The organism is Kineothrix alysoides (assembly GCF_000732725.1).
Taxonomy (GTDB): domain Bacteria; phylum Bacillota; class Clostridia; order Lachnospirales; family Lachnospiraceae; genus Kineothrix; species Kineothrix alysoides.
The window spans coordinates 1,270,035-1,291,081 of sequence record NZ_JPNB01000002.1; the positions used below are offsets into that span (position 1 = coordinate 1,270,035).

The window sequence follows — 21,047 nt, forward strand, 5'->3', positions numbered from 1 at the left end:
TAAAAAACATGAATGGGTTAGTTGTAAAAACCCCGGCCTTTGAAAATGAAGGCTTAATACCTAAGGAGTATACAGGGTATGGTGATGATATATCACCGGAATTGCATTTGACCGGCATAGACGAACACGCAAAGTCTATCATCATAATAATGGACGATATGGGGCATCCTGTGCCGGCGTATAATCATTGGGTTATATGGAATATTCCTGTTATGTCAATAATACCGGCACACATACCGCACGGTAAAACTGTTGAAACGTTGTCCGGCGCTGTACAGGGACGCGGGTATGGCAGACATAGATACAAGGGGCCTAAACCGCCGTTTAACTGGTCGCATAGATACCAGTTCAATGTGTTTACAATTGATTGCATGTTGGATTTGCCAAGTGCATCAAAAAAACGTGACTTGTTGAAAGCAATGAATGGACACGTACTCCAGCAAGCGGAGTTAACTGGCCATTACAGATAATGTTTCATGCGAGTTGCTCTCCTAACGTGCAGTAAAGGAGCATAACAGGAGCCTGCAACTTCCAATCCAACTTCTCGGCAGGGCATATGTATGTATAAAATTGAAAAGCTTAACTTCTTTAATCCACGCTCCGTTTAGTCTACGGAGCGTGGATTGTTTTCGTAGATTAACTACCTTACAATGAAACACGAGGTGACAAACTATAAATAGTCAAGGGGTTTTTAAAAAGATTCTTTAGTGATAAAAAAGGATATAGCAAACAAGTCATCTGAAAACACCGTATTTCAGATGGGATAATGATGTTCTTATGATACAGCTGCTATTGGAGCTTCTGAGCGTTAAAGTCTACCCCTTGCCTCTCCAATGCATGGATGACTCTAACAAGTTTCTTTGCCACATGAGTGATAGCAACCCTGTGGGGCTTGCCTTCTCCCCGTTTTTTCGCATAGTAGGCGGCGAATGTCATATCAAAGCGGATTAAAGGAAGGCAGCAATTGATGAGGACATACCGGAGCCCCGGTGAGCCATGTTTTACCATCCGTCCTCCGTGTGATTCTGTTCCGGAATCGTTTACACCTGGTTCGATCCCTGCAAATGCGAGCATCTGGGCTGGTGTTGAAAAGTTCGATATATCTCCATATTCCGAATAGATAACGGCGGCAGATATAGTCCCGATGCCAGGAACAGACATATAGTGAGGATGTACTTCCTCGATCAGCTTGTTGATTTCTGTTTCAAGCGTGTCAATCTCTTTTACGAGAGACTGGTACAGGGTGAGCAGGCTGTTCCGTTCCACATCAAAAATAGAGTTGTTTACACCGACCGTATTGGCGGCAAGCTCCTTTAACCGAAGGAACTGTTGGGGAGAAAAATTACCCCTTGATAAAGAGCGGAGCTTCTCATAGGATGCGGAATTCATTCTTGCCATCTTTTCGGCGGAACCGTAGTTTTCAAGCAGATACAGAGCGGTCTTAGAGAAACGCTCATGAAAGAAGGGCTTGAATTCGGGGAAGGTGTGATCCAGCACATTGGTAATCTTTACAAGATAAAAAGAACGCTGTCGAACTAGTCTGTCACGCAAACGAGTTAATGACTTTAAGGAATAAGCGTGGTAAAATCCTTTTGAGTGGGGTTTGTACTCGACAGTCATTAACCACCGGGCTATTGATTCGCAGTCAACAGAGTCGGTCTTGGTTCGCCTTAGAGATGTGGATTTCTTGTATTCCTTGATGAGAACTGGATTAATTTCCATGAAGCTGTGGTTGGCATTTTCAAGGAAGAGTTCAAGATTGAGGGCATAGTGGGCTGTTGATTCAAACCCTATCTTTATGTCCTGAGGATTGGAGAGAGAATGAAAAATAGTGAGTAGCTGTTCAAAGCCTGCCTTATCATTTTTAATAGAAAACTTTGAAACAACCTTTTGATCCGTTGCTGAAATAATACAGCAATCATGTTTGTACTTGGAAATATCAATTCCAATAAAGTACATCGACATAGAGTTATACCTCCTGATATGTATTTTGGCACTGTTGTCTTCCACAGAGAATCCGGCTGTGTAATCACGTAAATAGAAACGTCAGGCGTTAACAAACTGATCAACAGTAATAGACGAAAAGCTGTGGTCTGAGTCACCTCGGAACAGTCAAAGCTGTAAATATATAGGTACAGATCCACAGTGCCTTATCAAATATATCAGAGATGGATTAAAATGCCCAGAGAATCTGGGAGAAAGGAAAAATCCAATTACCATCTGAGATAATTGGATTATACGTGATTATTATGGATATAAAAAGAAAACATGAACTTTTGAATGAATGGAAAAACCAGCAAACGCCTGCAAGCGAGGAGGATTTGGAAATGAATGAAAATATTGTAATGATTGCGGGTGATTATGATCGCATCGACGGACGGAATGCTTACCTCTCAAATATTAAACGGCTGACCATAGGAGCGCCTGCAATGGAAGAAAACAAGAAGATGCAGATTGCGGTACAGATTTGGAAGGAAAATACAGAAGGAACGTTGGAAGTAAGCATTGAACTTCCCGTTCATCAGATATTTGACCTGATGATCTTTTTAAGCCGCACCTTGTTATACTTCAAAGAAGCCTATCGGATGCCCCTGCTCTATGACCCTGAAAACCCCATGGTGGAACGTCTCGGGGTACAGGGCGGCGTACTTCCGGTAACGGTTTGTACGGAAAATCCGAATATCGGCAGCGACATACAAAACTTCTCCCAAGCCTTAAACGATTTGGGAGAGCTAACCGGTGAGCGGCTTCGAACGCTCACCCGCATTATTGAAGAATTGGAGTGTTATTAGCAATGGAAAACAAATGGCTCCTGTCACCCGGCAGACAATTGACGGAAGAAGAACAGGCTCTTGTCTGGAAGAAAACCTCTTCTCATATTGAAAGCAATGCGGAGCGGCGCATTTGCGAGTCAATTAAGCACAACTGGGAAATGGGAGAAATGAAAATCACAAATATTTTGCTGGAGGGCGATGCCGGTTCAGGCAAAACCCAGCTGACCAAGGCGCTGTCTGCCGATTTTGGCTTGCCCTACACGAAAGTCACTTGCTTTGCAGATATGGATAAATCTGATATACTCGGATCTATTTTGCCGGTATTGAAGTCGGATAGAGAAGATAACAACATAGAGTATCAGTACTATCCGTCTGAAATTGTGAGGGCTTATGAAAACGGCTGGATTCTGGAAATTCAGGAGCCTACGGTCATTCGAGATGCAGCGGTATTGATGGCGCTCAATTCAGCACTGGAGCCGGATGGCAGTATCAATCTGCCAAGTCGTATCGTTCATCGTCACCCGGATTTTATTGCAGTTATTACAACAAATCGAGGATACAACGGCTGCCGTCCGCTGAATGAGGCACTGCGTGACCGGGTGCAGCATGCAGAAAAAATGGATTTACCGCCAATCGAGGTCATGGTAGAGCGGGCCGCGGCAAAAACAGGCTGTTGCGATGTCGAGTTGCTGCGCGTTTTTGCCCAAGCTATCGTTATGCTTGACCGAACAGCCAGGGCCAATGCAATTAAAGGAGTCGCCGGTATGCGTTCTTACTTCTATTGGGTGGATGCGGTTCTGCAAGGCAACGATGCGGTAAAATCCCTCTATCACAAGGTTATTTATAAAATCACCACCGATTCGGATGAAATCGCCTTATTAGAACAGGCGATGTCCAATCATGGAACAATAGAAGCATTGGAAGCGGTTGTTTCCCAACACGGAAGAACAGGCAGCGAGATTCTGGAGCTTCGGGCAGATGGAAATTTCGAGGCACTGTCTCCTGCGCTTGACAAAGATTCTCCCCCTGCAGTAGCTCTTCGAAGATCTGCAGACAGCGAGGGAGAATCCAATAGTTCGCCAGAAAATAGTGCACAAACGCAGAGTTCGGATACCGGTGACGATGGTGTGCCTATGTACCATGAGTTGCAGCCGGAGGAACAAGAAGGTCTGGAGCGGGAAAAGAGTGCCTTTCGCAAGCGCTTAAACCAACAGGCAAGAGCGGCTGTCAAAAGTTCTGCTCACGAGAAAATAGGCATGATCGTCCATCGCCCGGAATCCACAGCCGCCCACCGACAGGAATACCGTCAAATAGCTTCTGCACTCATGCCGGTCATCCGGGAATTGACAAGGAAGACAGAGCCGCTTTTGGAGCATGAAGTTTCTGTGGAGCTTTCAGGCAATCGTGTCTTTGGCACAAAATTTCACGCTGAAAAAGTAGCATCCCCGGATTTTCGTCACTTTTCCAAAAAGCGTCCGCCGGAAGAAGAGCCCTCGCTGGCCGTTGCCCTGCGTATTGATCAATCAGCTTCCATGAACGCATTCGGACGGCTGGCAGCAGCGAAGCGAGCTGCCGTGGCAGTCTATGAATTTTGTGAAAGCTGCGGTATCCCTGTGCTGATTTACGGAGATACCGCTGACCGCTCGCCAAAAGAGAAAATGTCTATGTATTCTTACATTGACTGGGAGGAGCCGAAGCTCAACGACAAATATTCGCTTATGGCAATTCAGAGCATAAGTAACAACCGGGATGGGATGGCGCTTCGGATTTTAGCGGAGAAACTGGCAAATGCAACCCAGACGACCAAGCTGTTGATCAGCCTGAGTGACGGCCAGCCCAAAGCGATGCCGGATTATACCGGCGCTCATGCTAAGGACGATATGAAGCGGGTGATCCATGACTACAGCCGAAAAGGTGTGCTGTTTCTGGCGGCTGCTATTGGACAGGACAAGGAAACGATTTGCGATATTTATGGGCAGGAGCGATTTATAGATATTACCAATTTGGAACAGCTCCCAACCCGTTTGGTCCAGATCATTGCTAAGTATTTATAAGTCGCGGAACCGATTAACATCAGCAGTATTATAATTGTAACATTCTCGCCGGCTCTTTTATCATTCCCATTTAAAGAAGCGCAGGGAAATAGTAACGCATATTACGGCAATTATAATCATCACAACAACGGGAATGAAAACGCTGTCTATTGGCAGACCGAGTGAAGCAGCCTTGAGTAGCTTGATTCCTTGTGTCAATGGCAGCATATTTGCCGCTTTTTGAAGTCCGGCGGGCATAATCTCATAAGGTAGAGTGGCGCCCGAAAAAATAAGCATTGGAAAATACAGCAGGCTGGCGGCAACGCCGGCTATTTTTGTATTAGGCGCGAGTCCGCCCACTAACAGTCCAATACTGAACATGGACAGCATAACAAGTAGGTAAGCCCCTAAGAATTGAGACCATGAACCGCGTAGCTGATAATCGAAAAACAGTGCGCTTATCATATAAACAAGAATAAGGGAAGCAATGGAGTAAAGCGTATAAATAACAACTTGTACCGTTAAGATAAGGGCGGGGCTGATAGGAGTCACCTTAAACCGCTTTAATATTTTTCTGCTCCGGTAATCGGATACAACCAGAGGAAGACCCATAACGCCTCCTGCACAAATGGCAATTGTTGATACCGCACCGAAGGACTGCTCCAAAAAGGTATATTCTGCTCCCTCAAAAGCTGGCTTATTTCCAAACAATGCACCCAAGATGACCACAACCACAATAGGCATGCAGATAGCAAAAATAAACATATCCATTCCCCGGAGCGATAGACTGATTTCTGTTTTTAAAAGTGTTTTAAATGCTTTCATATTCTTTTTCCTCCTCGTCCGTGTACCAAAGATATGCTTCTTCTAATTTTTCATAGGGACTGGCTGCAACTGCGTCTTGTATTGTTCCGTAAAAAATAGCTTCTCCTTTTTTTAGAATCATGATTTTGTCGCAAAGAACCTCGACTTCATCCATGAAATGAGAGGTCAGTAGAATAGTCAGTCCTTTTTGCTTTAAATCTAGAAGACTTCTCCACACATCCCGTCTTGCTCTTGCGTCGAGCCCGGTAGTCAATTCGTCCAGGAATACAATTTCGGGATTTGGAATTAATGAAAGAACGATAAATAATCTCTGCTTCTGCCCTCCCGAAAGCTCGCTTACCGGACTTTTCAGCTTGTCTGAGAGTCCGAATTGTTCGAGAAGACCGATATAATCCGCAGCATTTCTGTAAAGGGAAGCCGTAACCTTGCAAAGCTCTGCTACTCTTATTTTGTCTTGATAGTTGGCTTCCTGAAATTGAACGCCAACTTTCTCAAAAAGCCTTTTCCGTTCCTGCTGCGGATTCATTCCAAGAATGGACACCGTTCCGCTGTCCTGCTTTTTTGTTCCTAAGATACATTCGACCGTGGTACTTTTACCAGCACCATTTGCGCCTAATAAACCAAATACTTCTCCGAAGCAAATAGAGATATCAATATTTTGCGCCGCTTTGATATTGGAATAAGATTTGCACAATTTCTTTACTTCTATAGCTGTTTTCATACGATATATTTCCTCCTTTTTCTTGGCATAAAGAAAGAATAACACCAGTACAAAGGCTGGTGTTAAAAAGGAGGGTTCGTTCCAAACTGTTTTTTCATTTTTTTAAGCTGTGAGAGCATAGCTTGCGCATTATTCTCTGCGTAATGCAATGAAGTGAGCAGCTTGTCGCATACGGAAATAATATCGTCGTTTTCTTTCGGAGTATCAATGGCTTGCCGGATGTTCGCGCCAGGATTATAAGATAAGGTATTCAGCATTCGTAAAATTGCTGAAAGAGAGTAATTTGCACATCGCAGGGAACGTATGACTTTTAACCGCCGAACATCTTCCTGATTATAAATGCGATATCCATTTTGTTTTCGTTTTACGGTAAGCAGGCCGTTCATTTCCCAATTTCTTAAAGCATCCATAGTGATTTGCAGATAACTGGCAGCTTCTTTTCTGGTCAAGGCCGTATTATCTATTTCTTGGCCATTGCCGGACAACAGCTTTTCAGCAATGATTATGGCCTCCTCGGCATTTTTCTGCTCGTTTTCTATCTGCTGCAGGTACTGTTTCGTGAGACCAATTGCTTTGTCAAAATCACCGGAAGCGGAGGTCTTAATAATGGCAATCGATTGTTTTCTTAGACCGTTTTGCAGAACCTCTACCTGTAATGCCGTTCTTGCAAGCTTCATCTGCTCCATATGGAAATCTGTAAAAATCCGGTAGCCATTTGCTTTTCGCTCCGGTTCGGGAATCAGCGCAAGCTCTTCATAAAGCCGGACCGTGTTAGGATGTACTCCGATACAACGCGCAATTTCAGATGTTTTATAGGTATTCATTTCATTTTATCACCCCATTCTATTGTACTATAATACCATTATAAAAAGTCTGGTGTTTTAATGGAGGGTTTTATTGTAACTTATGCGGGAAAAAAACGCAAGAAAAGTGGTTTTCAGACCTTATAATATCGCTTAGCAACAAAATGTCCTTGACCCGATTTACGTATATTGATATGATAAAATCATCTTTTCTCTTGTTTCGGTAAACAGTATGAAAGGACAGATTTATGAAAATAGAAAAAAATTCAACCGGTAACAAGACAAGCCTGCAGACAAAACTGATATGCTTGTTTCTTGTGACGTCTGTCATTCCGCTTTTTGTACTAAGCGTTTATTCTTACTACAATACTTCCAACACCTTAAAAAAGAATATGGAGGAGCTGACGCTCAATAATCTGGAACAAACTGGTAACAGCCTGGAAATATGGATGGAATCCTATGAAGATTTGCTTTATCAGATTTATACCAACGACGATGTGGTGAAGCTGGTCGATAAGCTTAACAACGGGGAGGATGAATCCGTTACCAGGAATCAGCTCAGAAGAATACTGAACGGTCTCATCAATACGAAAGACTATATCCGTGCCATTACCATAATCACTTCAGAGAATAAGCTCGTTACCTACCATCAGTTAACCGCATATACGAATGAAGACTCTTGGATAAAGAATTTTAGCTTGGGACAGGAGGAGCTTTATAATTGTATATCGGCGGATAACAAGACGCATATTTTCCCTACGGAATATGCGGTGAGCTTCGCCAATGAGGATTATTACCTGTTCCATATTTCCCATAGAATCATCGATTACAAAGATTTAAACAAACGAAACGGTGTTATCATCGTCAGCATAGATGAGGAACTGTTAAAGAAGGTCTGCCTGACGAAAGGAGAAGACAAGCTAAGCTTCGATAATTTCAATTTTATAGCGGATAAAAAAGGAAGGATCATTTCTTATCCCGACAGTGCAAGACTGGCGAGAGAGATTACGGATGGAGGACGCACATCGCAGGAGAAGAAGGAAGATTATCTGAAGTTTATACATAGTGAAAATCTTTTTGAGGATAAGTATACCTCTTTGTATGTGTATGAGAATAAAGATCTGGGATGGGATGTTGTAAATGTAGTGAATCAGAAAGAGACCATGATAGGGATAACGAACCAGCAGAGGATCAATATTGCAGCCTGCCTGCTCTGTCTGGGAATGGTAGTAATCCTGACGCTGCTGCTGTCGAGGCAGTTGTCCGGGTCGGTGCAGAAGGTCGTGAGATCCATGGAGACAGTAAGCTCCGGCAACCTCGGGACAAGAGTGGAAGTGGACAAGCAGATGCCCCTGGAGGTGGAGTTCATTGCGATTCAGTTTAACGACATGCTGGAAAAGCTGGATATGGCTCTGAAAAAAGAAAAGGAAGCTGGAGAGCGGCAGCGTCTGGCCGAAATTACTGCCTTGGAAGCCCAGATTAATCCTCATTTTCTTTATAATACGCTGGATACCATTAACTGGATGGCAATCGACAAGGATGAATTCGAGATAAGCAACGCCATAAATACTCTTGCCTCTATATTGCGGTATGCGATAAAAAACAGCAACGCTACGGTGGAAGTAAGGGAAGAAGTAAGCTGGCTGAAAAATTATATCTATTTGCAGCAAACGAGGTTAAAAAATACCTTCCGGTGTGCCATGGACATCGATGCACAGGTCATGGAGTGCCGGGTGCATAAGCTTTTATTGCAGCCCTTTATTGAAAATTCCATTATCCACGGGTTCGAAGGCAGAAGCGGAGAAAACATGTTAGCAATCCGAATGGTTAAGGAAGGGGAATATCTGCAGATCATGATAAGCGATAACGGCAGGGGTATGGAACCTTCCTTTGTAGAAAGGCTGAATGAAAGAGCCTTCCATATGATGGAAGAAAATGGTGATATCGGCATAGCCAATGCTTTTACCAGATTATTCATGTATTATGGGGAAGATGCTCACGTGCAGATAAAAAGTGTATTGGAAGAGGGAACAGAAATTATAATTCTGATTCCATGGAGATTGACCTATGAAAGTGATAATAGTAGAAGATGAAATAAGAATCAGGGAAGGTATTTGCAAATTGTTCGGTAAAATGTTCCCGGAGTATCAGGTGGTGGGCATGGCGGTAAACGGCGAGGAAGGGCTTAAGATGATTCTTGATAAAAGGCCGGAGTTAGTCGTGACGGACGTGAAGATGCCGGTGATGGATGGCTTGCAGATGGTTGCCCGGATGTATGAAAACAAGGTAAAGAGCAAAGTCATCGTATTGAGCGCTTATTCCGAATTCAGCTATGCTCAGCAGGCCATCCGGTTCGGTGTGAGCGAATATCTGGTCAAGCCGCTTGTTTTCATGGACTTTGTTCAGGCGGTAAAAAATGTGGAATCTCAGCTTGAGGAAGTGGAGAAATTAAGTCCGGAGGTATTGGGAAATTTGGAGCATGTTTTGTTCGGACTCATTTTTGGAGGTATGGGGTTGAACGAAGAGCTGTCCTCTTTTCTGGAAACGAAATATGAAATCGGAGCGGATTGCGGATTCAGTGAGGTGTGTTTATACCTTGGAGGCCGGTTTGAGGCCAAGTCAGGAAGAATCCGCCGTATTCTAGAAGACTGCCTGAGCAGAAAAGAAATGAAATACTGTATCCTCGAGATGCCGAAGGAAAAGCTGCTGCTCGTTGTATTTTATGGTATAAGAGAGCCGGATATTTTGGAGAGATGGTTCCGCCATGAGATTATCGAGCTGCTTTTTGCCATGGGGAATATGGATATAGGGCTGGGCTGGATCAACGCTCTGGGTGCTGGAGAGCTGCGGGGGAGCTTCCAGAAATTACAGCAATATATGGAATGGAACATTTCCTTTGGCGATAAGGTAATGATCTCTTATCCGAAGATATTGCAGGTGCAGACCGCGGTCTGCATATATCCGATAGAGATAGAGAACAGTTTAAAGGCTGCCGTCTGCGCCTTGGATAAGGGGAGAATCGGAAAAAGCCTTGAGCGGTTCAATGCGTATTTTGGAACGGATTATATTTATGCGCCGAAAGAAATCAAGGAAAGTTACGTGAGATTCTTATGGGTGATGATGAACGTTTCGAAAGAAATCGGCCTTTTAGACTATGAAAAGCTTGAGCAGCAAAAAATATTGGAGAAAATTATGAGCGCTGTCAACAAAGAGGAGCTGAAAAAGGTTTCGGAGGAGATATTCTCTTTCCTTCGGGAGAGCATTCAGGAGGATGACGGCAATGTCGGTCTGAATGTGAAGAAGGCGGAAAGCATGTTTTTGGAATATTATCAGCAGGGAATTACACTGGAGGAAATCGCCGCCAGATTGAACCTGACACCGGAGTATTTAGGGATGCTGTTTCACAAAGAAAAAGGAGTTAAGTTCAGCGCTTATGCCAGAGATTATCGCATTGCGAAAGCGAAGGCAATTCTTATTAGCAGTCAGATGAAGCTTGGTGAGGTAGCGGACAGGGTCGGATATTCCGATGCGAAATATTTCAGCAGAGTATTTAAGGAATGTACCGGGCAGCTTCCGGCAGAATATAGAAAAACACATAAATAATCTTAGGAAAGTCCTCCTTTTAAAGTTTTGTTGAGTTTCGGCGGCAAAAGAGACTGACTATAATGAAGATACCGAAACAAGTGAGGAAGCTCGCTAAAACAATGAAGGAGGAAAGGTGAAATTATGAAGAGGGTATTGGCAACAATTATGGCAACAGCCATGACGGCAGCGCTTTTTACAGGCTGCGGACAGGCGCCTGCGCAGGAGACCGGTAAAGATACGACAGCAGCTACTACAGAAACAGCATCCGAGGCGGCAGCAGAAACAACTGAAGCAGAAAGTCCGCAGGAGCAGAGCAGCGCGTCGGGAGACGTAACGATTTGGTATTATTGGGAAACCGAGGGACATCAGAAGGCATTGAACCATTTAATTGAGGAATACAACAATTCCCAGAATGCGGTAACGGTAGAAGCGAAGTACGTTCCCTTCGCAGACTTTAAGAAACAGTTGTCGATAGGAGCGTCGGCGGATGTGCTTCCCGACTTGGTTATTTTGGATAATCCCGACCATGCTTCTTATGCTTCGATGGGAATTTTTGCGGATATTACGGATAAATTCGATGTCAGCACTTATTATGAAGGTCCGGTTAATTCCTGTACGCTGGACGAAAGGCTTTACGGAGTTCCTTTCGGCAGCAACTGCCTGCTTCTTTACTACAATAAAGATATGCTTGAGGCAGCAGGACGTGAGGTTCCCGCTACATGGGATGAGCTGCTGGAAACGGCAAAGGCATGTTCTAAGGATAATGTATCCGGCTTCGCACATTGCAGTTTACAGAACGAAGAAGGAACCTTCAATTTCCTTACATGGCTCTGGTCTACGGGATCATCTTCTTATGAGATGAATTCTGAAGGCGGCATTAAGGCTCTGACGGCTGTTAAGAATATGGTAGATGAAGGTGCTATGACAAAAGAAGCCATCAACTGGACGCAGGGCGATACGATGAATCAATTTATTTCCGGTAACCTCGCTATGATGATCAACGGAACATGGCAGGTTCCCACCATGAGAGAAGAAGTGCCCGATTTGAACTGGGGTGTGGCTCCTATCCCGATGGATGCACAGCAGGCTTCAGGGCTTGGCGGAGAGAACTATGCAGTTATCGCCGGGGGCAATGAAGATGCGGCTATTGATTTCCTGAGATTTGCAACTACCGAGGAAAACTGCTTGTACATGATGAATGCGATGGGATATATTTCCTCCGACTCTAAGATTGCGGCAAATCAATTCAAGGGAGATGAGGTATACGAAGCGTTCGTAGAGGAAATGCAGTATGCTTACGCCAGAGGACCTCTGCCTGAGTGGCCGGATATATCAGATGCGATTTCCCTGGCATTTAATGAAGTCATGACCGGTGCGAGCACGCCGGAGGATGCGGCGGCAAAAGCGCAGACGACCATTGATGGGATATTAGCCCAGTAAAAGGTTGAAAGGGGCAGGAAAAGCAGCAAAATGTGATTCCCTGCCCTTTTTTTGTCCAAAAATGGAGGAAACGTAATGAAAAACATAAAAAAATTCTTTAAATACGATAATGCAGGCATTTTTTTCGTGCTTCCGGCGCTGGCATATATGCTCGCTTTTGTGGGCTACCCTATTATATACAATTTTATTCTCAGCTTTCAGGATGTGACCGCCAGGAATCTCAAGAACGGGATAAGAGATTTCATAGGGTTCAAAAATTATATCGACTTATTTACGCAGGACAATGTGCTGACTGCATCGCTGTGGAATACGCTTGTATTCACCGTTTCCTGTTTGGTATTTCAATTTATCGTTGGTTTTGCTCTGGCAGTATTTTTTAACAAAAAGTTCGCTTTTTCCAAACCCGTAAGAGGGCTTCTGATGATGCCGTGGATGATACCGATTACGATTACGGGCCTTATTTTCAAGTTTATGTTTGGAACCGATGTGGGAATCATCAATTATTTTCTAAAAACCATAGGACTGATCGGAGAAAATGTGGAATGGCTGACCAGTACGACTACGGCTATGCCTGCCGTAATCTTTGCAAATATTTGGATCGGTATTCCTTTTAATATGATTTTGATTGCTACGGGGCTTACGATTATCCCGACGGAATTGTACGAAAGTGCTTCTATCGACGGCGCTAACAAACTTCAGTCATTCTGGAGAATAACAGTTCCCCTGTTAAAGCCTACTATAGAATCCGTGCTGATTCTCGGATTTATTTACACCTTTAAGGTCTATGACCTGATATATGTTATGACCAGCGGCGGGCCGGTGAATTCTACACAGGTCTTGTCCACCTATTCCTACAAGCTGTCCTTTGAAATGTTTAAGTACAGCAAAGGAGCGGCGGTAGCCAATATACTGTTTGTTATTTTATTTCTTATAAGTCTGGCGTACTTAAAATATGTGTATACGGAGGAGGAAGCATAATGGGAGCAGAAGTGAAATTATCGAAGAGTAAAAATGCCATATATTGCATTGTTTCTATACTGGTCTTATGCATTCTTTTATTTCCGCTGTATTGGATATTGGTTACGTCCTTGAAAACGGAGAAGGAAATCTTTCAGATTCCCCCGACCTTTTGGCCCGGGGTGCTGAATCTGAATTCTTATATGGTGCAGTTTAACAGCGGAGATTTTAATATGTTTCATTCTTTTGGAAACAGCATGATCATTTCCTTATCCGCGATGTCGATAGCGGTGGTGCTGGCAGTCCCCGCATCTTATGGTATCGCCCGGTATGCCTTTGCAGGAAAAAGGGGAATCATCCTCATATTTCTTGTGACGCAGATGCTTCCGGTATCCGTGCTTCTTACGCCGTTGTTCATTATGTTTAAGAATATGCATTTATACAATACCTTTTTTTCCACTATTTTAGCGGATGCAACGATAGGAATCCCTTTTTCGGTATTGATCCTTAAGAACTATTTCGCATCCATACCAAAAGAATTGGAAGAGGCGGCTTATATCGACGGATGTAACAAGTTCACGGCATTTCTCAGGGTATTGATTCCGATTGCGAAGCCTGGCGTGATAGTTTGCGGCATTTTTTCCTTCCTTTATGCGTGGGGCGATCTTGCTTACGGCATGACTTTTATTCTGGACCAGGAGAAACGTCCGATTACAGCAGGAATTTTTAATTTCATGGGCCAGTATGGAACGAAATGGAGCTATTTGACGGCATTTGCTGTAGTAACGATTATTCCGGTAGCCCTTATATTCATTCTCATGCAGAAATATATTATCAGCGGCATGACGAGCGGAGCGGTCAAAGGCTAGGGAGAGGAAGTTAGAAGGTGGAGGATTAAAAGAAAAGCGCTTTCAACGATTGATTTTAAGTCCGCTAAAGCGGCTATGGGGTATCAGTATGAAAAAAGAAAAACACGAAGGGGATAAAAAGAGAAAAGTAACGACCAGTATAAAAAAGCTCTTGATTGCCGGTTTTTCCATTCCGGTCATCTGCGTTATCATAGTCGGAGTCTTCTCTTATCAAAGGGCCTCGGAGGAAATCGTAGCCGTATGCGAAGAATCTATGAAAAATACGATGAAAATGACATTGCAATATCTGGATTACGTATTTGCCGGAGTCCAGTCGGAATGTGTTCAGCTTCTCGTGGATGACAATACGGTAAATTACATAAAGGGATCGTCCTTTGATATCATGGAAAAAAACAAGCAGCTAAGTGCGGTAAAAACCAATGTGCTCGCCAAGGAAAAGGCGAATAAATTTATTTCCGGCATTCATCTGATTCCTTCCGGCAAGCTGCAGACCGTTACATCGGCCTCCGTTATTCAGACTGGATTTTTCGAGGAGCTGGAAGAAGGCATTGCGGAAAAAAGCAGTTGGACCGGCAAACATACATTGATTGATGAGAGGCTTAACATCGCTAAAGATGACTATGCGCTGTCTTATATGCAAAAAAGCATGGAGAATAATGCAGTAGTCGTAGTGGATATTGGAAAAGCTGAGTTGGTACAGCTTCTAAAAGAACTAGATTTCGGCGAAGGGAGCAGGATTTCACTCATCACTGCCGACGGGCGGGAAATAGCAGCAGGCCGGGACGATGGGATAGCCTTTATGGGGGAAGACTTTTTCAAGGAAATTAACGGAGAAGGTTTTAGCAGCTTAAGCCAATATGTAACCTATGAAGATAAGGAGTATTTGTACGTTCAGATGCAAAGCGGACAAAATGGTGCACTTTTATGTGCCATGATTCCCGAAGAAACAATTATGACGAGAGTGTCATCTATTAAAATGGTAGTCTTTCTTTTCGTAATACTCTCCTGTTTTCTTGCCATACTGACCGCTGCATTTATTTCGAAGCAGTTGGTGAAGGCGGTGAAAGGAATGGCTCAAATATTGGGAGAGGTTTCCGAAGGAAATCTTTTGGTAAAGGAGAAAAGCTTTTACCTGAAGGAAATAAACGTTTTATCAGGACATGTGAGCCGGATGATCGGGAAGACGAAAAAAATGCTCATCCAGGTCAAGAACTGCGACTGCGCCATAGAGGACTCGATGGAGAATCTGAAGGTATCTTCTGCAGATGTGCAGGAGACGGCGGCATCCATTACGGATGTGGTAAAGGATATCAATCAGGGAATCTCCAGGCAGGCGACAGAGCTTGAAAGGTGCCGGGAGAAAATGGAGTATCTTTCGGAGCAGATTGAGCTTGTAAACGAAAGTACAGGAAAAATAAAAGCGACGGCGGACAAGACGGACGAGTTTATATCCGGTATGGAAATAACGATGACAGAGCTTCAGGAAAACGCCAAAGATGTGGAAGCAGTGTCGGATACCGCAGTGAAGCACATGCTGCAACTAAAGGAACAGTCGGCAAATATCGAAAGCTTTTTGGAAATAATAAATGAAATGGCCGACAGCACGAATCTGCTTTCACTGAACGCTTCGATAGAGGCTGCAAGAGTAGGAGAAGCGGGAAGAGGCTTTGCCGTAGTAGCAGGAGAAATTCATAAGCTTGCGGACGGCTCTTCGCAGGCGGCTGAAGAGATCCGCAAAATTATAAAGGAAATAGAGCAGCAGGTAGTCAGGACTGAAAGTGCAGTTCATGAAACGAAGAAGGCGGTAGAAATACAGAAGGAGAAAGCGGAGCTGACAACCGGGACTTTTTATGCAATGCGGGAGCAGGTGGATGGCCTGACGGTCAGTCTGGAGCATATCGCGGAAAGCGTATCGGAAATGGACAGACAGAGGAAGGAAGCGCTGGAGGCGGTCCGGGAAATATCGGAGGTTTCCGAGGAGAATATTTTGTATTCCGACAAGGTCATGGAGCAGGTAAAGCAGCAAAAGGCACTGAGCGGAAATCTGACCGGTATCGTTTCAGTGATGAAGTCGAATATGGAGGAGCTGGGCAAGGCGCTGAATCAGTTCAGGGTTGACGAAAAGGAGAAAAGTTTTCAAAATGAAAAGTAAGAAGATGAATAAGATTGATTTAAAAAATATTCGTATAGACGATAATTTTTGGGTGAAGCGGCAAAGTCTGATTACAGATGTAGTGATTCCCTACCAGGAAGCCATTCTGGACGATAAGGTGGAGGGAGTGGAGAAAAGCCATGCGTTTGCTAATTTCCGTATAGCTGCGGGCCTGGAGGATGGGGAGTTCTATGGAATGGTGTTTCAGGACAGCGATGTAGCCAAGTGGCTGGAAGCAGCAGCCTATTCCCTATGTATAAAGCCTGATGAGGATTTGGAAAAAAGGGCGGATAATATCATAGATATTATTGAAAAAGCGCAGCAGGCGGACGGTTATCTGAATACCTATTTTACCATAAAGGAGCCTGAGAAGCGCTGGACCAATCTCCATGAATGCCATGAATTATACTGCGCGGGGCATATGATGGAAGCAGCGGCAGCCTATTATGAAGCCACCGGAAAGGACAAGCTTCTGGGAGTGATGGAACGGATGGCGGACCATATAGAGAACCGTTTTCTTGCGGAGAAAAGAGAAGGAATTCCCGGACATCAGGAGGTGGAAATCGGCCTGATGCGCATGTACCATGTGACAGGTGAGAATAAGTATTTGAAGCTGGCACAGCATTTTATCGATGAAAGAGGAAAGAACCCGCAATTTTTTATAGAAGAAACGCAAAAGCGCGGATGGAAACATGAAATCATGGACCCCTACAACATGAAATACAACCAGAGCTTTGCGCCGGTAAGAAATCAAAAAACAGCGGAGGGGCATAGCGTCAGAGCCGTATATATGTTTACAGCCATGGCCGATATTGCCGGTGTGACCGGAGATGAAGAGCTGCTCAAGGCGTGTGAGGCCATCTGGGAAAACTGTGTAAATAAGAGGATGTACATTACCGGAGGAATCGGTTCGAATGCGGAGGGAGAGGCCTTTACCATAGATTATGACTTGCCCAATGATTCCGTTTATGCGGAAACCTGTGCATCTGTAGGGCTGATTTTCTGGGCGGAAAAGATGCTTGGGATAACGGGAGACGGACAATATGCGGATATTATGGAACGGGCTTTATACAATGGAGTACTGAGCGGCATGCAGTTGGACGGTAAAAGATTTTTCTATGTCAATCCGCTGGAAGTAAATCCCGGCGTGTCGGGAGAGCTCTTTGGCTATAAGCATGTGCTGCCCCAGAGACCCGGTTGGTATCAGTGTGCATGCTGTCCTCCCAATGTAGCGCGATTGATTGCGTCCCTTGGAACTTACATATGGAGAGAAGAAGAGGGAATTATTTATTCTGATCTGCACATAGGAGGAACTGCAGAATTAGAAAATGCGACGATACGGACTGTGTCAGAATTCCCATGGAACGGAGCTGTCTCTTATGAAATTGTACCTAAGGGAGGAAAGAAGGAATTTACCCTTGCCATACGTATTCCCTCCTATGCCGAAGGCCATAAGCTGTCATTAAACGGACGGGATATAACAGCGCAATACGGGGTGCACAAGGGCTATTGCTTCATATCCAGAGAGTGGAATGTGCCGGATAAGCTCTCCCTTACCTTTGATATGAGGATAAGAAAGGTACATACAAATACAGCAGTCAGGTCGAATATCGGCTGTGCCGCACTGCAAAGAGGCCCTATTGTCTATTGCTTGGAAGGGGCAGACAACGGAGAAAGACTCCAGGAGCTTCATATTTTGAAAAAAGGTGCCTTAAAAGCGGAAGATTATCAGGAGAATCTGCTAGGGGGAATCGTACCCATTAAGGCTCAGGGCAGCCGCATTTACGCAAATGGAGAATTGTACTTCGAAGGGGAATTCGAAAGAAAAGAAGAAATGTTGACCGCGATTCCTTATTATGCATGGGGAAATAGAGGCTTAAATCAGATGAAAGTGTGGATACACGAGGATGGAGGTATTCTATGATCGAAAAAAGAGATGGCAAACTGGTATTTTACTTCGATGGCGAAGAGGTATGGCTGGAGGCGTGGGGACCGGATGCGCTGCGAATCCGGGCAACGAAGAACGATAGCATGCCGGCAGCAGACTGGGCCTTATGCAAGGCGCAAAAGACGGATTACCATATAGAGATATATGATAATGGCGGAGCGATTACAAATGGAGGGATAAGGGCGGAAATTTCCAAGTTTGGAAAAATAAGCGTATACAACCGGAATGATCAATTGATTTTGGAAGAATACAGCAGAAACAGAAAGGATGTCTGCGGAGAAAAATGCAGTGCACTGGAAGTGGAGGCGAGGGAATTCAAGGCCATTCCCGGCGGGGATTATCATCTGACACAGCGTTTTGAGTCTCTGGATAAAAATGAAAAGTTGTACGGTATGGGACAGTATCAGCAGCCATATCTGGACCTAAAGGGGCTGGATCTGGAGCTTGCCCATAGAAATTCCCAGGCCAGCGTTCCTTTCCTGCTCTCTTCTTCAGGCTATGGACTTCTCTGGAACAATCCGGGAGTGGGAAGGGCAGTGCTCGGTAAAAATATCATGAGCTTTGAGTCCTATTCCACGAAAGTTCTGGACTATTGGGTAGTGGCGGGAGATACTCCGGCCCGGATAGAGGAAGCCTATGCGAATGTTACAGGAAAGGTGCCGATGATGCCGGAATACGGCCTCGGCTTCTGGCAGTGCAAGCTGCGCTATCAGACGCAGGAAGAGCTTCTTGAGGTTGCCAGAGAGTATAAGAGAAGAAATCTGCCCATCGACGTGATTGTCATCGATTTCTTTCATTGGCCGAAGCAGGGGGAGTGGAAATTGGATCCGGTATTCTGGCCGGACCCGGAGTCGATGGTAGCGGAATTGAAGGAAATGGGAATCGAGCTTATGGTTTCCATATGGCCCACGGTAGACAGAGAAAGCGAGAACTATGAGGAAATGCTTGAGAAGGGCTATTTGATCCGTACAGACAGAGGTTTCCGGGTAGGGCTTGATTTTCAGGGAGCGACTATTCACTATGATGCCACTAATCCGGGCGCAAGGAATTATTTATGGGATAAAGTGAAAAAGAATTATTATGAGTATGGGATAAAGATATTCTGGCTGGATGAGGCAGAGCCTGAATATAGTGTATATGATTTCGATAACTATCGGTATCATATGGGAAGCAATTTACAGATAGGAAATATATATCCGAAAGAATATGCCAGAACCTTTTACGAAGGAATGGAAGCGGAAGGGCAGAATAATATTGTAAACCTTCTCCGCTGTGCGTGGGCAGGAAGCCAGAAGTACGGAGCACTTGTATGGTCCGGGGATATCGCCTCCAGCTTTGACAGTATGCGCAATCAGCTTGCCGCGGGGTTGAATATGGGAATTGCCGGTATTCCTTGGTGGACTACCGATATCGGAGGCTTCCATGGAGGGAACCCGGAAGATTCTGATTTTAGAGAGCTGTTCATAAGGTGGTTTCAATGGGGAGCTTTTTGCCCTGTCATGAGGCTGCACGGAGACAGAGAACCAAGGCAGCCCCGTCAGGGAACAACGGGTGGAAGCGCCTGCTGCTCCGGAGCTGCTAATGAAGTATGGAGCTACGGGGATGAGGTATATGATATTTGTAAAAAATATATGGAGATCAGGGAAGACCTGCGGGATTATATCCGTGAACTGATGGTGCAGGCCCACGAAAAAGGCACCCCTGTCATGAGACCCCTGTTCTATGAATTCCCGGAGGATATGAGCTGTTGGGCTAACGAAGAGGAGTACATGTTCGGAGAAAGGTACCTTGTGGCTCCCATCCTATTGGCCGGACAGCGCCGGAAGGAGGTATACCTGCCTAAAGGCTGCCGCTGGGAAGCGATGGATAATGGAACCGTATATTCAGGCGGAGCGCATATTATGGCAGATGCACCGATAGACTATATGCCGGTATTCAAACGATGTTAATAAAATAAAAGCTTTTTGAACTTGAAAAACATACGAAAAACAACATCACGGACAGAATGAAAGATGCAGTTTAGAAGAGAACGGTCATTTAAGAAATAAATACTAAGCTCTTCGGGGATGGTAAAAACGCAATGATGGTGAACACAAGAAATGAGTTTATAGGAGATGTGAAAAGAGTGAAAGAGATTGTATTTATAACCACATAAAGTGCAGAAACGGCTCTTGCAGCGAAAAAGGACGAATTTGAGTTCACCACAAAGAGGGAAGCCAAACATAGCGCCGCCCTTGGAAGGATTCGCACAGTCAAGCATACGCTCTATATTTTCGACAACAGAGTGTCTGGGATGAAGTTCATAAATGATGTGTTCATAATAGTCAGTAAAAATGATCTGTAAGATATTCATAAAAGAATTTTACAATAAAGAAGCACAAAGCCCCCTCCTAAATCCCTCATGAATGAGGGACAAGGGATTCGAGAGTGCCCAAGGCACTTTTGTTCCAGAATATGCGGCGGATATAGTTTCGCTCCAGCCATTCGGATTCCAGTAAAGCGTCCTGAATTTCATCGGGAATTTTAATAAAAAAAATGGCGTTATAAAACGGGTAATAGTCCGCAGGTTAATCTTTTCCAAATTTTATTGTAATAGACTTAGGGTCAATTTGGCCCTAAGTTGGTATCATTTCCAACGAAGTAATGAGGGAAACAATTCTTTCATTTGGCCTTTTGCTTCAGCAGCACTCATGTTAGAATAAACTTCTAACATGGGGGGTATGCAAGCTTCAATCATTTCATCCATAGTATAGCCATAGGTAAACTGCCCATTTTCAAAACACTTGTTGCAATAGTCCGTATTTTTGGTCTTATCCGCATTACTTCCGAAATCCACCTCACTCATGGGGCGACTACAACTCTGGCATATTTGTTCTTTCATCTTAAAGCCTCCTTAATGATTGTTTGGTTACGACTTTATTATAACAATCATAAGTTGAC

At 44.4% G+C, this 21,047-nt stretch carries 16 protein-coding genes and 1 pseudogene; 11 read left to right on the forward strand and 6 right to left on the reverse strand.

The features are described 5' to 3' along the window. Positions 1-8 precede the first annotated feature (8 nt). Positions 9-470 carry a YbhB/YbcL family Raf kinase inhibitor-like protein gene (locus tag CC90_RS0116880; RefSeq protein WP_031391906.1) on the forward strand — a complete coding sequence of 154 codons (462 nt, stop codon included), beginning with the start codon at positions 9-11 and terminating at the stop codon, positions 468-470. Positions 471-789: 319 nt separating this feature from the next. Here the strand turns inward: CC90_RS0116880 and CC90_RS0116885 are convergent, their stop codons facing one another. After that, a complete protein-coding gene (locus tag CC90_RS0116885) occupies positions 790-1,965 on the reverse strand; it encodes an IS110 family RNA-guided transposase (RefSeq protein WP_031391054.1) in 1,176 nt (391 codons plus the stop codon). Between the two features lie 362 nt (positions 1,966-2,327). On the opposite strand from CC90_RS0116885, the gene CC90_RS0116890 reads away from it, so the two are divergent. Both CC90_RS0116890 and CC90_RS0116895 read left to right on the forward strand, forming a co-directional pair. Further along, positions 2,328-2,792: a DUF6530 family protein gene (locus CC90_RS0116890; protein WP_031391907.1), complete on the forward strand. Its 465-nt coding sequence runs from the start codon at positions 2,328-2,330 to the stop codon at positions 2,790-2,792. 149 nt (positions 2,793-2,941) lie between these two features. Continuing rightward, positions 2,942-4,828 (forward strand): AAA family ATPase, encoded by a 1,887-nt coding sequence (locus CC90_RS0116895; protein ID WP_330373263.1) that lies wholly within the window; start codon positions 2,942-2,944, stop codon positions 4,826-4,828. Between the two features lie 60 nt (positions 4,829-4,888). On the opposite strand, the gene CC90_RS0116900 is transcribed toward CC90_RS0116895, so the two are convergent. The 3 genes from CC90_RS0116900 to CC90_RS0116910 all read right to left on the reverse strand — a co-directional run bounded on the left by CC90_RS0116900 (position 4,889) and on the right by CC90_RS0116910 (position 7,177). Further along, positions 4,889-5,632, reverse strand: coding sequence for an ABC transporter permease (locus CC90_RS0116900; RefSeq protein WP_031391909.1), 744 nt, complete (start codon positions 5,630-5,632; stop codon positions 4,889-4,891). Further along, on the reverse strand, positions 5,619-6,353 hold the full coding sequence (locus CC90_RS0116905; RefSeq protein WP_031391910.1) for an ABC transporter ATP-binding protein: 735 nt from the start codon (positions 6,351-6,353) through the stop codon (positions 5,619-5,621). Before CC90_RS0116905 ends, CC90_RS0116900 begins: the two co-directional genes overlap by 14 nt. 62 nt (positions 6,354-6,415) lie before the next feature. Next, the gene (locus CC90_RS0116910) at positions 6,416-7,177 is read right to left on the reverse strand and encodes a MerR family transcriptional regulator (RefSeq protein WP_031391911.1); all 762 of its coding nucleotides are present in this window, start codon (positions 7,175-7,177) and stop codon (positions 6,416-6,418) included. 227 nt (positions 7,178-7,404) lie between these two features. On the opposite strand from CC90_RS0116910, the gene CC90_RS0116915 reads away from it, so the two are divergent. The 8 genes from CC90_RS0116915 to CC90_RS0116950 all read left to right on the forward strand — a co-directional run bounded on the left by CC90_RS0116915 (position 7,405) and on the right by CC90_RS0116950 (position 20,056). Next, positions 7,405-9,249 (forward strand): sensor histidine kinase, encoded by a 1,845-nt coding sequence (locus tag CC90_RS0116915; RefSeq protein ID WP_051869717.1) that lies wholly within the window; start codon positions 7,405-7,407, stop codon positions 9,247-9,249. Continuing rightward, positions 9,224-10,759 carry a response regulator transcription factor gene (locus CC90_RS0116920; RefSeq protein WP_031391913.1) on the forward strand — a complete coding sequence of 512 codons (1,536 nt, stop codon included), beginning with the start codon at positions 9,224-9,226 and terminating at the stop codon, positions 10,757-10,759. The genes CC90_RS0116915 and CC90_RS0116920 overlap by 26 nt, the downstream gene beginning before the upstream one ends. Before the next feature lie 123 nt (positions 10,760-10,882). After that, positions 10,883-12,181: a sugar ABC transporter substrate-binding protein gene (locus CC90_RS0116925; protein ID WP_031391914.1), complete on the forward strand. Its 1,299-nt coding sequence runs from the start codon at positions 10,883-10,885 to the stop codon at positions 12,179-12,181. A 75-nt stretch (positions 12,182-12,256) separates the two neighbouring features. Beyond that, entirely contained in the window at positions 12,257-13,159 is a 903-nt protein-coding gene (locus tag CC90_RS0116930; protein WP_031391915.1) for a carbohydrate ABC transporter permease, read from the forward strand. Then, positions 13,159-14,007 (forward strand): carbohydrate ABC transporter permease, encoded by an 849-nt coding sequence (locus tag CC90_RS0116935; protein WP_031391916.1) that lies wholly within the window; start codon positions 13,159-13,161, stop codon positions 14,005-14,007. Before CC90_RS0116930 ends, CC90_RS0116935 begins: the two co-directional genes overlap by 1 nt. An 88-nt stretch (positions 14,008-14,095) precedes the next feature. Beyond that, positions 14,096-16,159 (forward strand): methyl-accepting chemotaxis protein, encoded by a 2,064-nt coding sequence (locus CC90_RS0116940; protein ID WP_031391917.1) that lies wholly within the window; start codon positions 14,096-14,098, stop codon positions 16,157-16,159. Further along, a complete protein-coding gene (locus tag CC90_RS0116945; protein ID WP_031391918.1) occupies positions 16,149-18,083 on the forward strand; it encodes a glycoside hydrolase family 127 protein in 1,935 nt (644 codons plus the stop codon). Before CC90_RS0116940 ends, CC90_RS0116945 begins: the two co-directional genes overlap by 11 nt. Continuing rightward, on the forward strand, positions 18,080-20,056 hold the full coding sequence (locus tag CC90_RS0116950) for a glycoside hydrolase family 31 protein (RefSeq protein ID WP_031391919.1): 1,977 nt from the start codon (positions 18,080-18,082) through the stop codon (positions 20,054-20,056). Before CC90_RS0116945 ends, CC90_RS0116950 begins: the two co-directional genes overlap by 4 nt. A gap of 11 nt (positions 20,057-20,067) precedes the next feature. On the opposite strand, the pseudogene CC90_RS25190 reads toward CC90_RS0116950, so the two are convergent. Together CC90_RS25190 and CC90_RS0116960 are read right to left on the reverse strand one after the other, a co-directional pair. Beyond that, positions 20,068-20,460 (reverse strand): annotated as a pseudogene (locus CC90_RS25190) (transposase zinc-binding domain-containing protein); the annotation flags it as partial. Between the two features lie 273 nt (positions 20,461-20,733). Continuing rightward, the gene (locus CC90_RS0116960) at positions 20,734-20,988 is read right to left on the reverse strand and encodes a zinc ribbon domain-containing protein (protein WP_031391921.1); all 255 of its coding nucleotides are present in this window, start codon (positions 20,986-20,988) and stop codon (positions 20,734-20,736) included. Positions 20,989-21,047: the final 59 nt, after the last annotated feature.

What these genes read in the sequence shown, in the direction of transcription:
- CC90_RS0116880 (WP_031391906.1), top strand. Translation starts at nt 9, where the DNA reads ATGAATGGGTTAGTTGTAAAAACCCCGGCCTTTGAAAATGAAGGCTTA.
- CC90_RS0116885 (WP_031391054.1), bottom strand. Translation starts at nt 1,965, where the DNA reads ATGTCGATGTACTTTATTGGAATTGATATTTCCAAGTACAAACATGAT.
- CC90_RS0116890 (WP_031391907.1), top strand. Translation starts at nt 2,328, where the DNA reads ATGAATGAAAATATTGTAATGATTGCGGGTGATTATGATCGCATCGAC.
- CC90_RS0116895 (WP_330373263.1), top strand. Translation starts at nt 2,942, where the DNA reads ATGAAAATCACAAATATTTTGCTGGAGGGCGATGCCGGTTCAGGCAAA.
- CC90_RS0116900 (WP_031391909.1), bottom strand. Translation starts at nt 5,632, where the DNA reads ATGAAAGCATTTAAAACACTTTTAAAAACAGAAATCAGTCTATCGCTC.
- CC90_RS0116905 (WP_031391910.1), bottom strand. Translation starts at nt 6,353, where the DNA reads ATGAAAACAGCTATAGAAGTAAAGAAATTGTGCAAATCTTATTCCAAT.
- CC90_RS0116910 (WP_031391911.1), bottom strand. Translation starts at nt 7,177, where the DNA reads ATGAATACCTATAAAACATCTGAAATTGCGCGTTGTATCGGAGTACAT.
- CC90_RS0116915 (WP_051869717.1), top strand. Translation starts at nt 7,405, where the DNA reads ATGAAAATAGAAAAAAATTCAACCGGTAACAAGACAAGCCTGCAGACA.
- CC90_RS0116920 (WP_031391913.1), top strand. Translation starts at nt 9,224, where the DNA reads ATGAAAGTGATAATAGTAGAAGATGAAATAAGAATCAGGGAAGGTATT.
- CC90_RS0116925 (WP_031391914.1), top strand. Translation starts at nt 10,883, where the DNA reads ATGAAGAGGGTATTGGCAACAATTATGGCAACAGCCATGACGGCAGCG.
- CC90_RS0116930 (WP_031391915.1), top strand. Translation starts at nt 12,257, where the DNA reads ATGAAAAACATAAAAAAATTCTTTAAATACGATAATGCAGGCATTTTT.
- CC90_RS0116935 (WP_031391916.1), top strand. Translation starts at nt 13,159, where the DNA reads ATGGGAGCAGAAGTGAAATTATCGAAGAGTAAAAATGCCATATATTGC.
- CC90_RS0116940 (WP_031391917.1), top strand. Translation starts at nt 14,096, where the DNA reads ATGAAAAAAGAAAAACACGAAGGGGATAAAAAGAGAAAAGTAACGACC.
- CC90_RS0116945 (WP_031391918.1), top strand. Translation starts at nt 16,149, where the DNA reads ATGAAAAGTAAGAAGATGAATAAGATTGATTTAAAAAATATTCGTATA.
- CC90_RS0116950 (WP_031391919.1), top strand. Translation starts at nt 18,080, where the DNA reads ATGATCGAAAAAAGAGATGGCAAACTGGTATTTTACTTCGATGGCGAA.
- CC90_RS0116960 (WP_031391921.1), bottom strand. Translation starts at nt 20,988, where the DNA reads ATGAAAGAACAAATATGCCAGAGTTGTAGTCGCCCCATGAGTGAGGTG.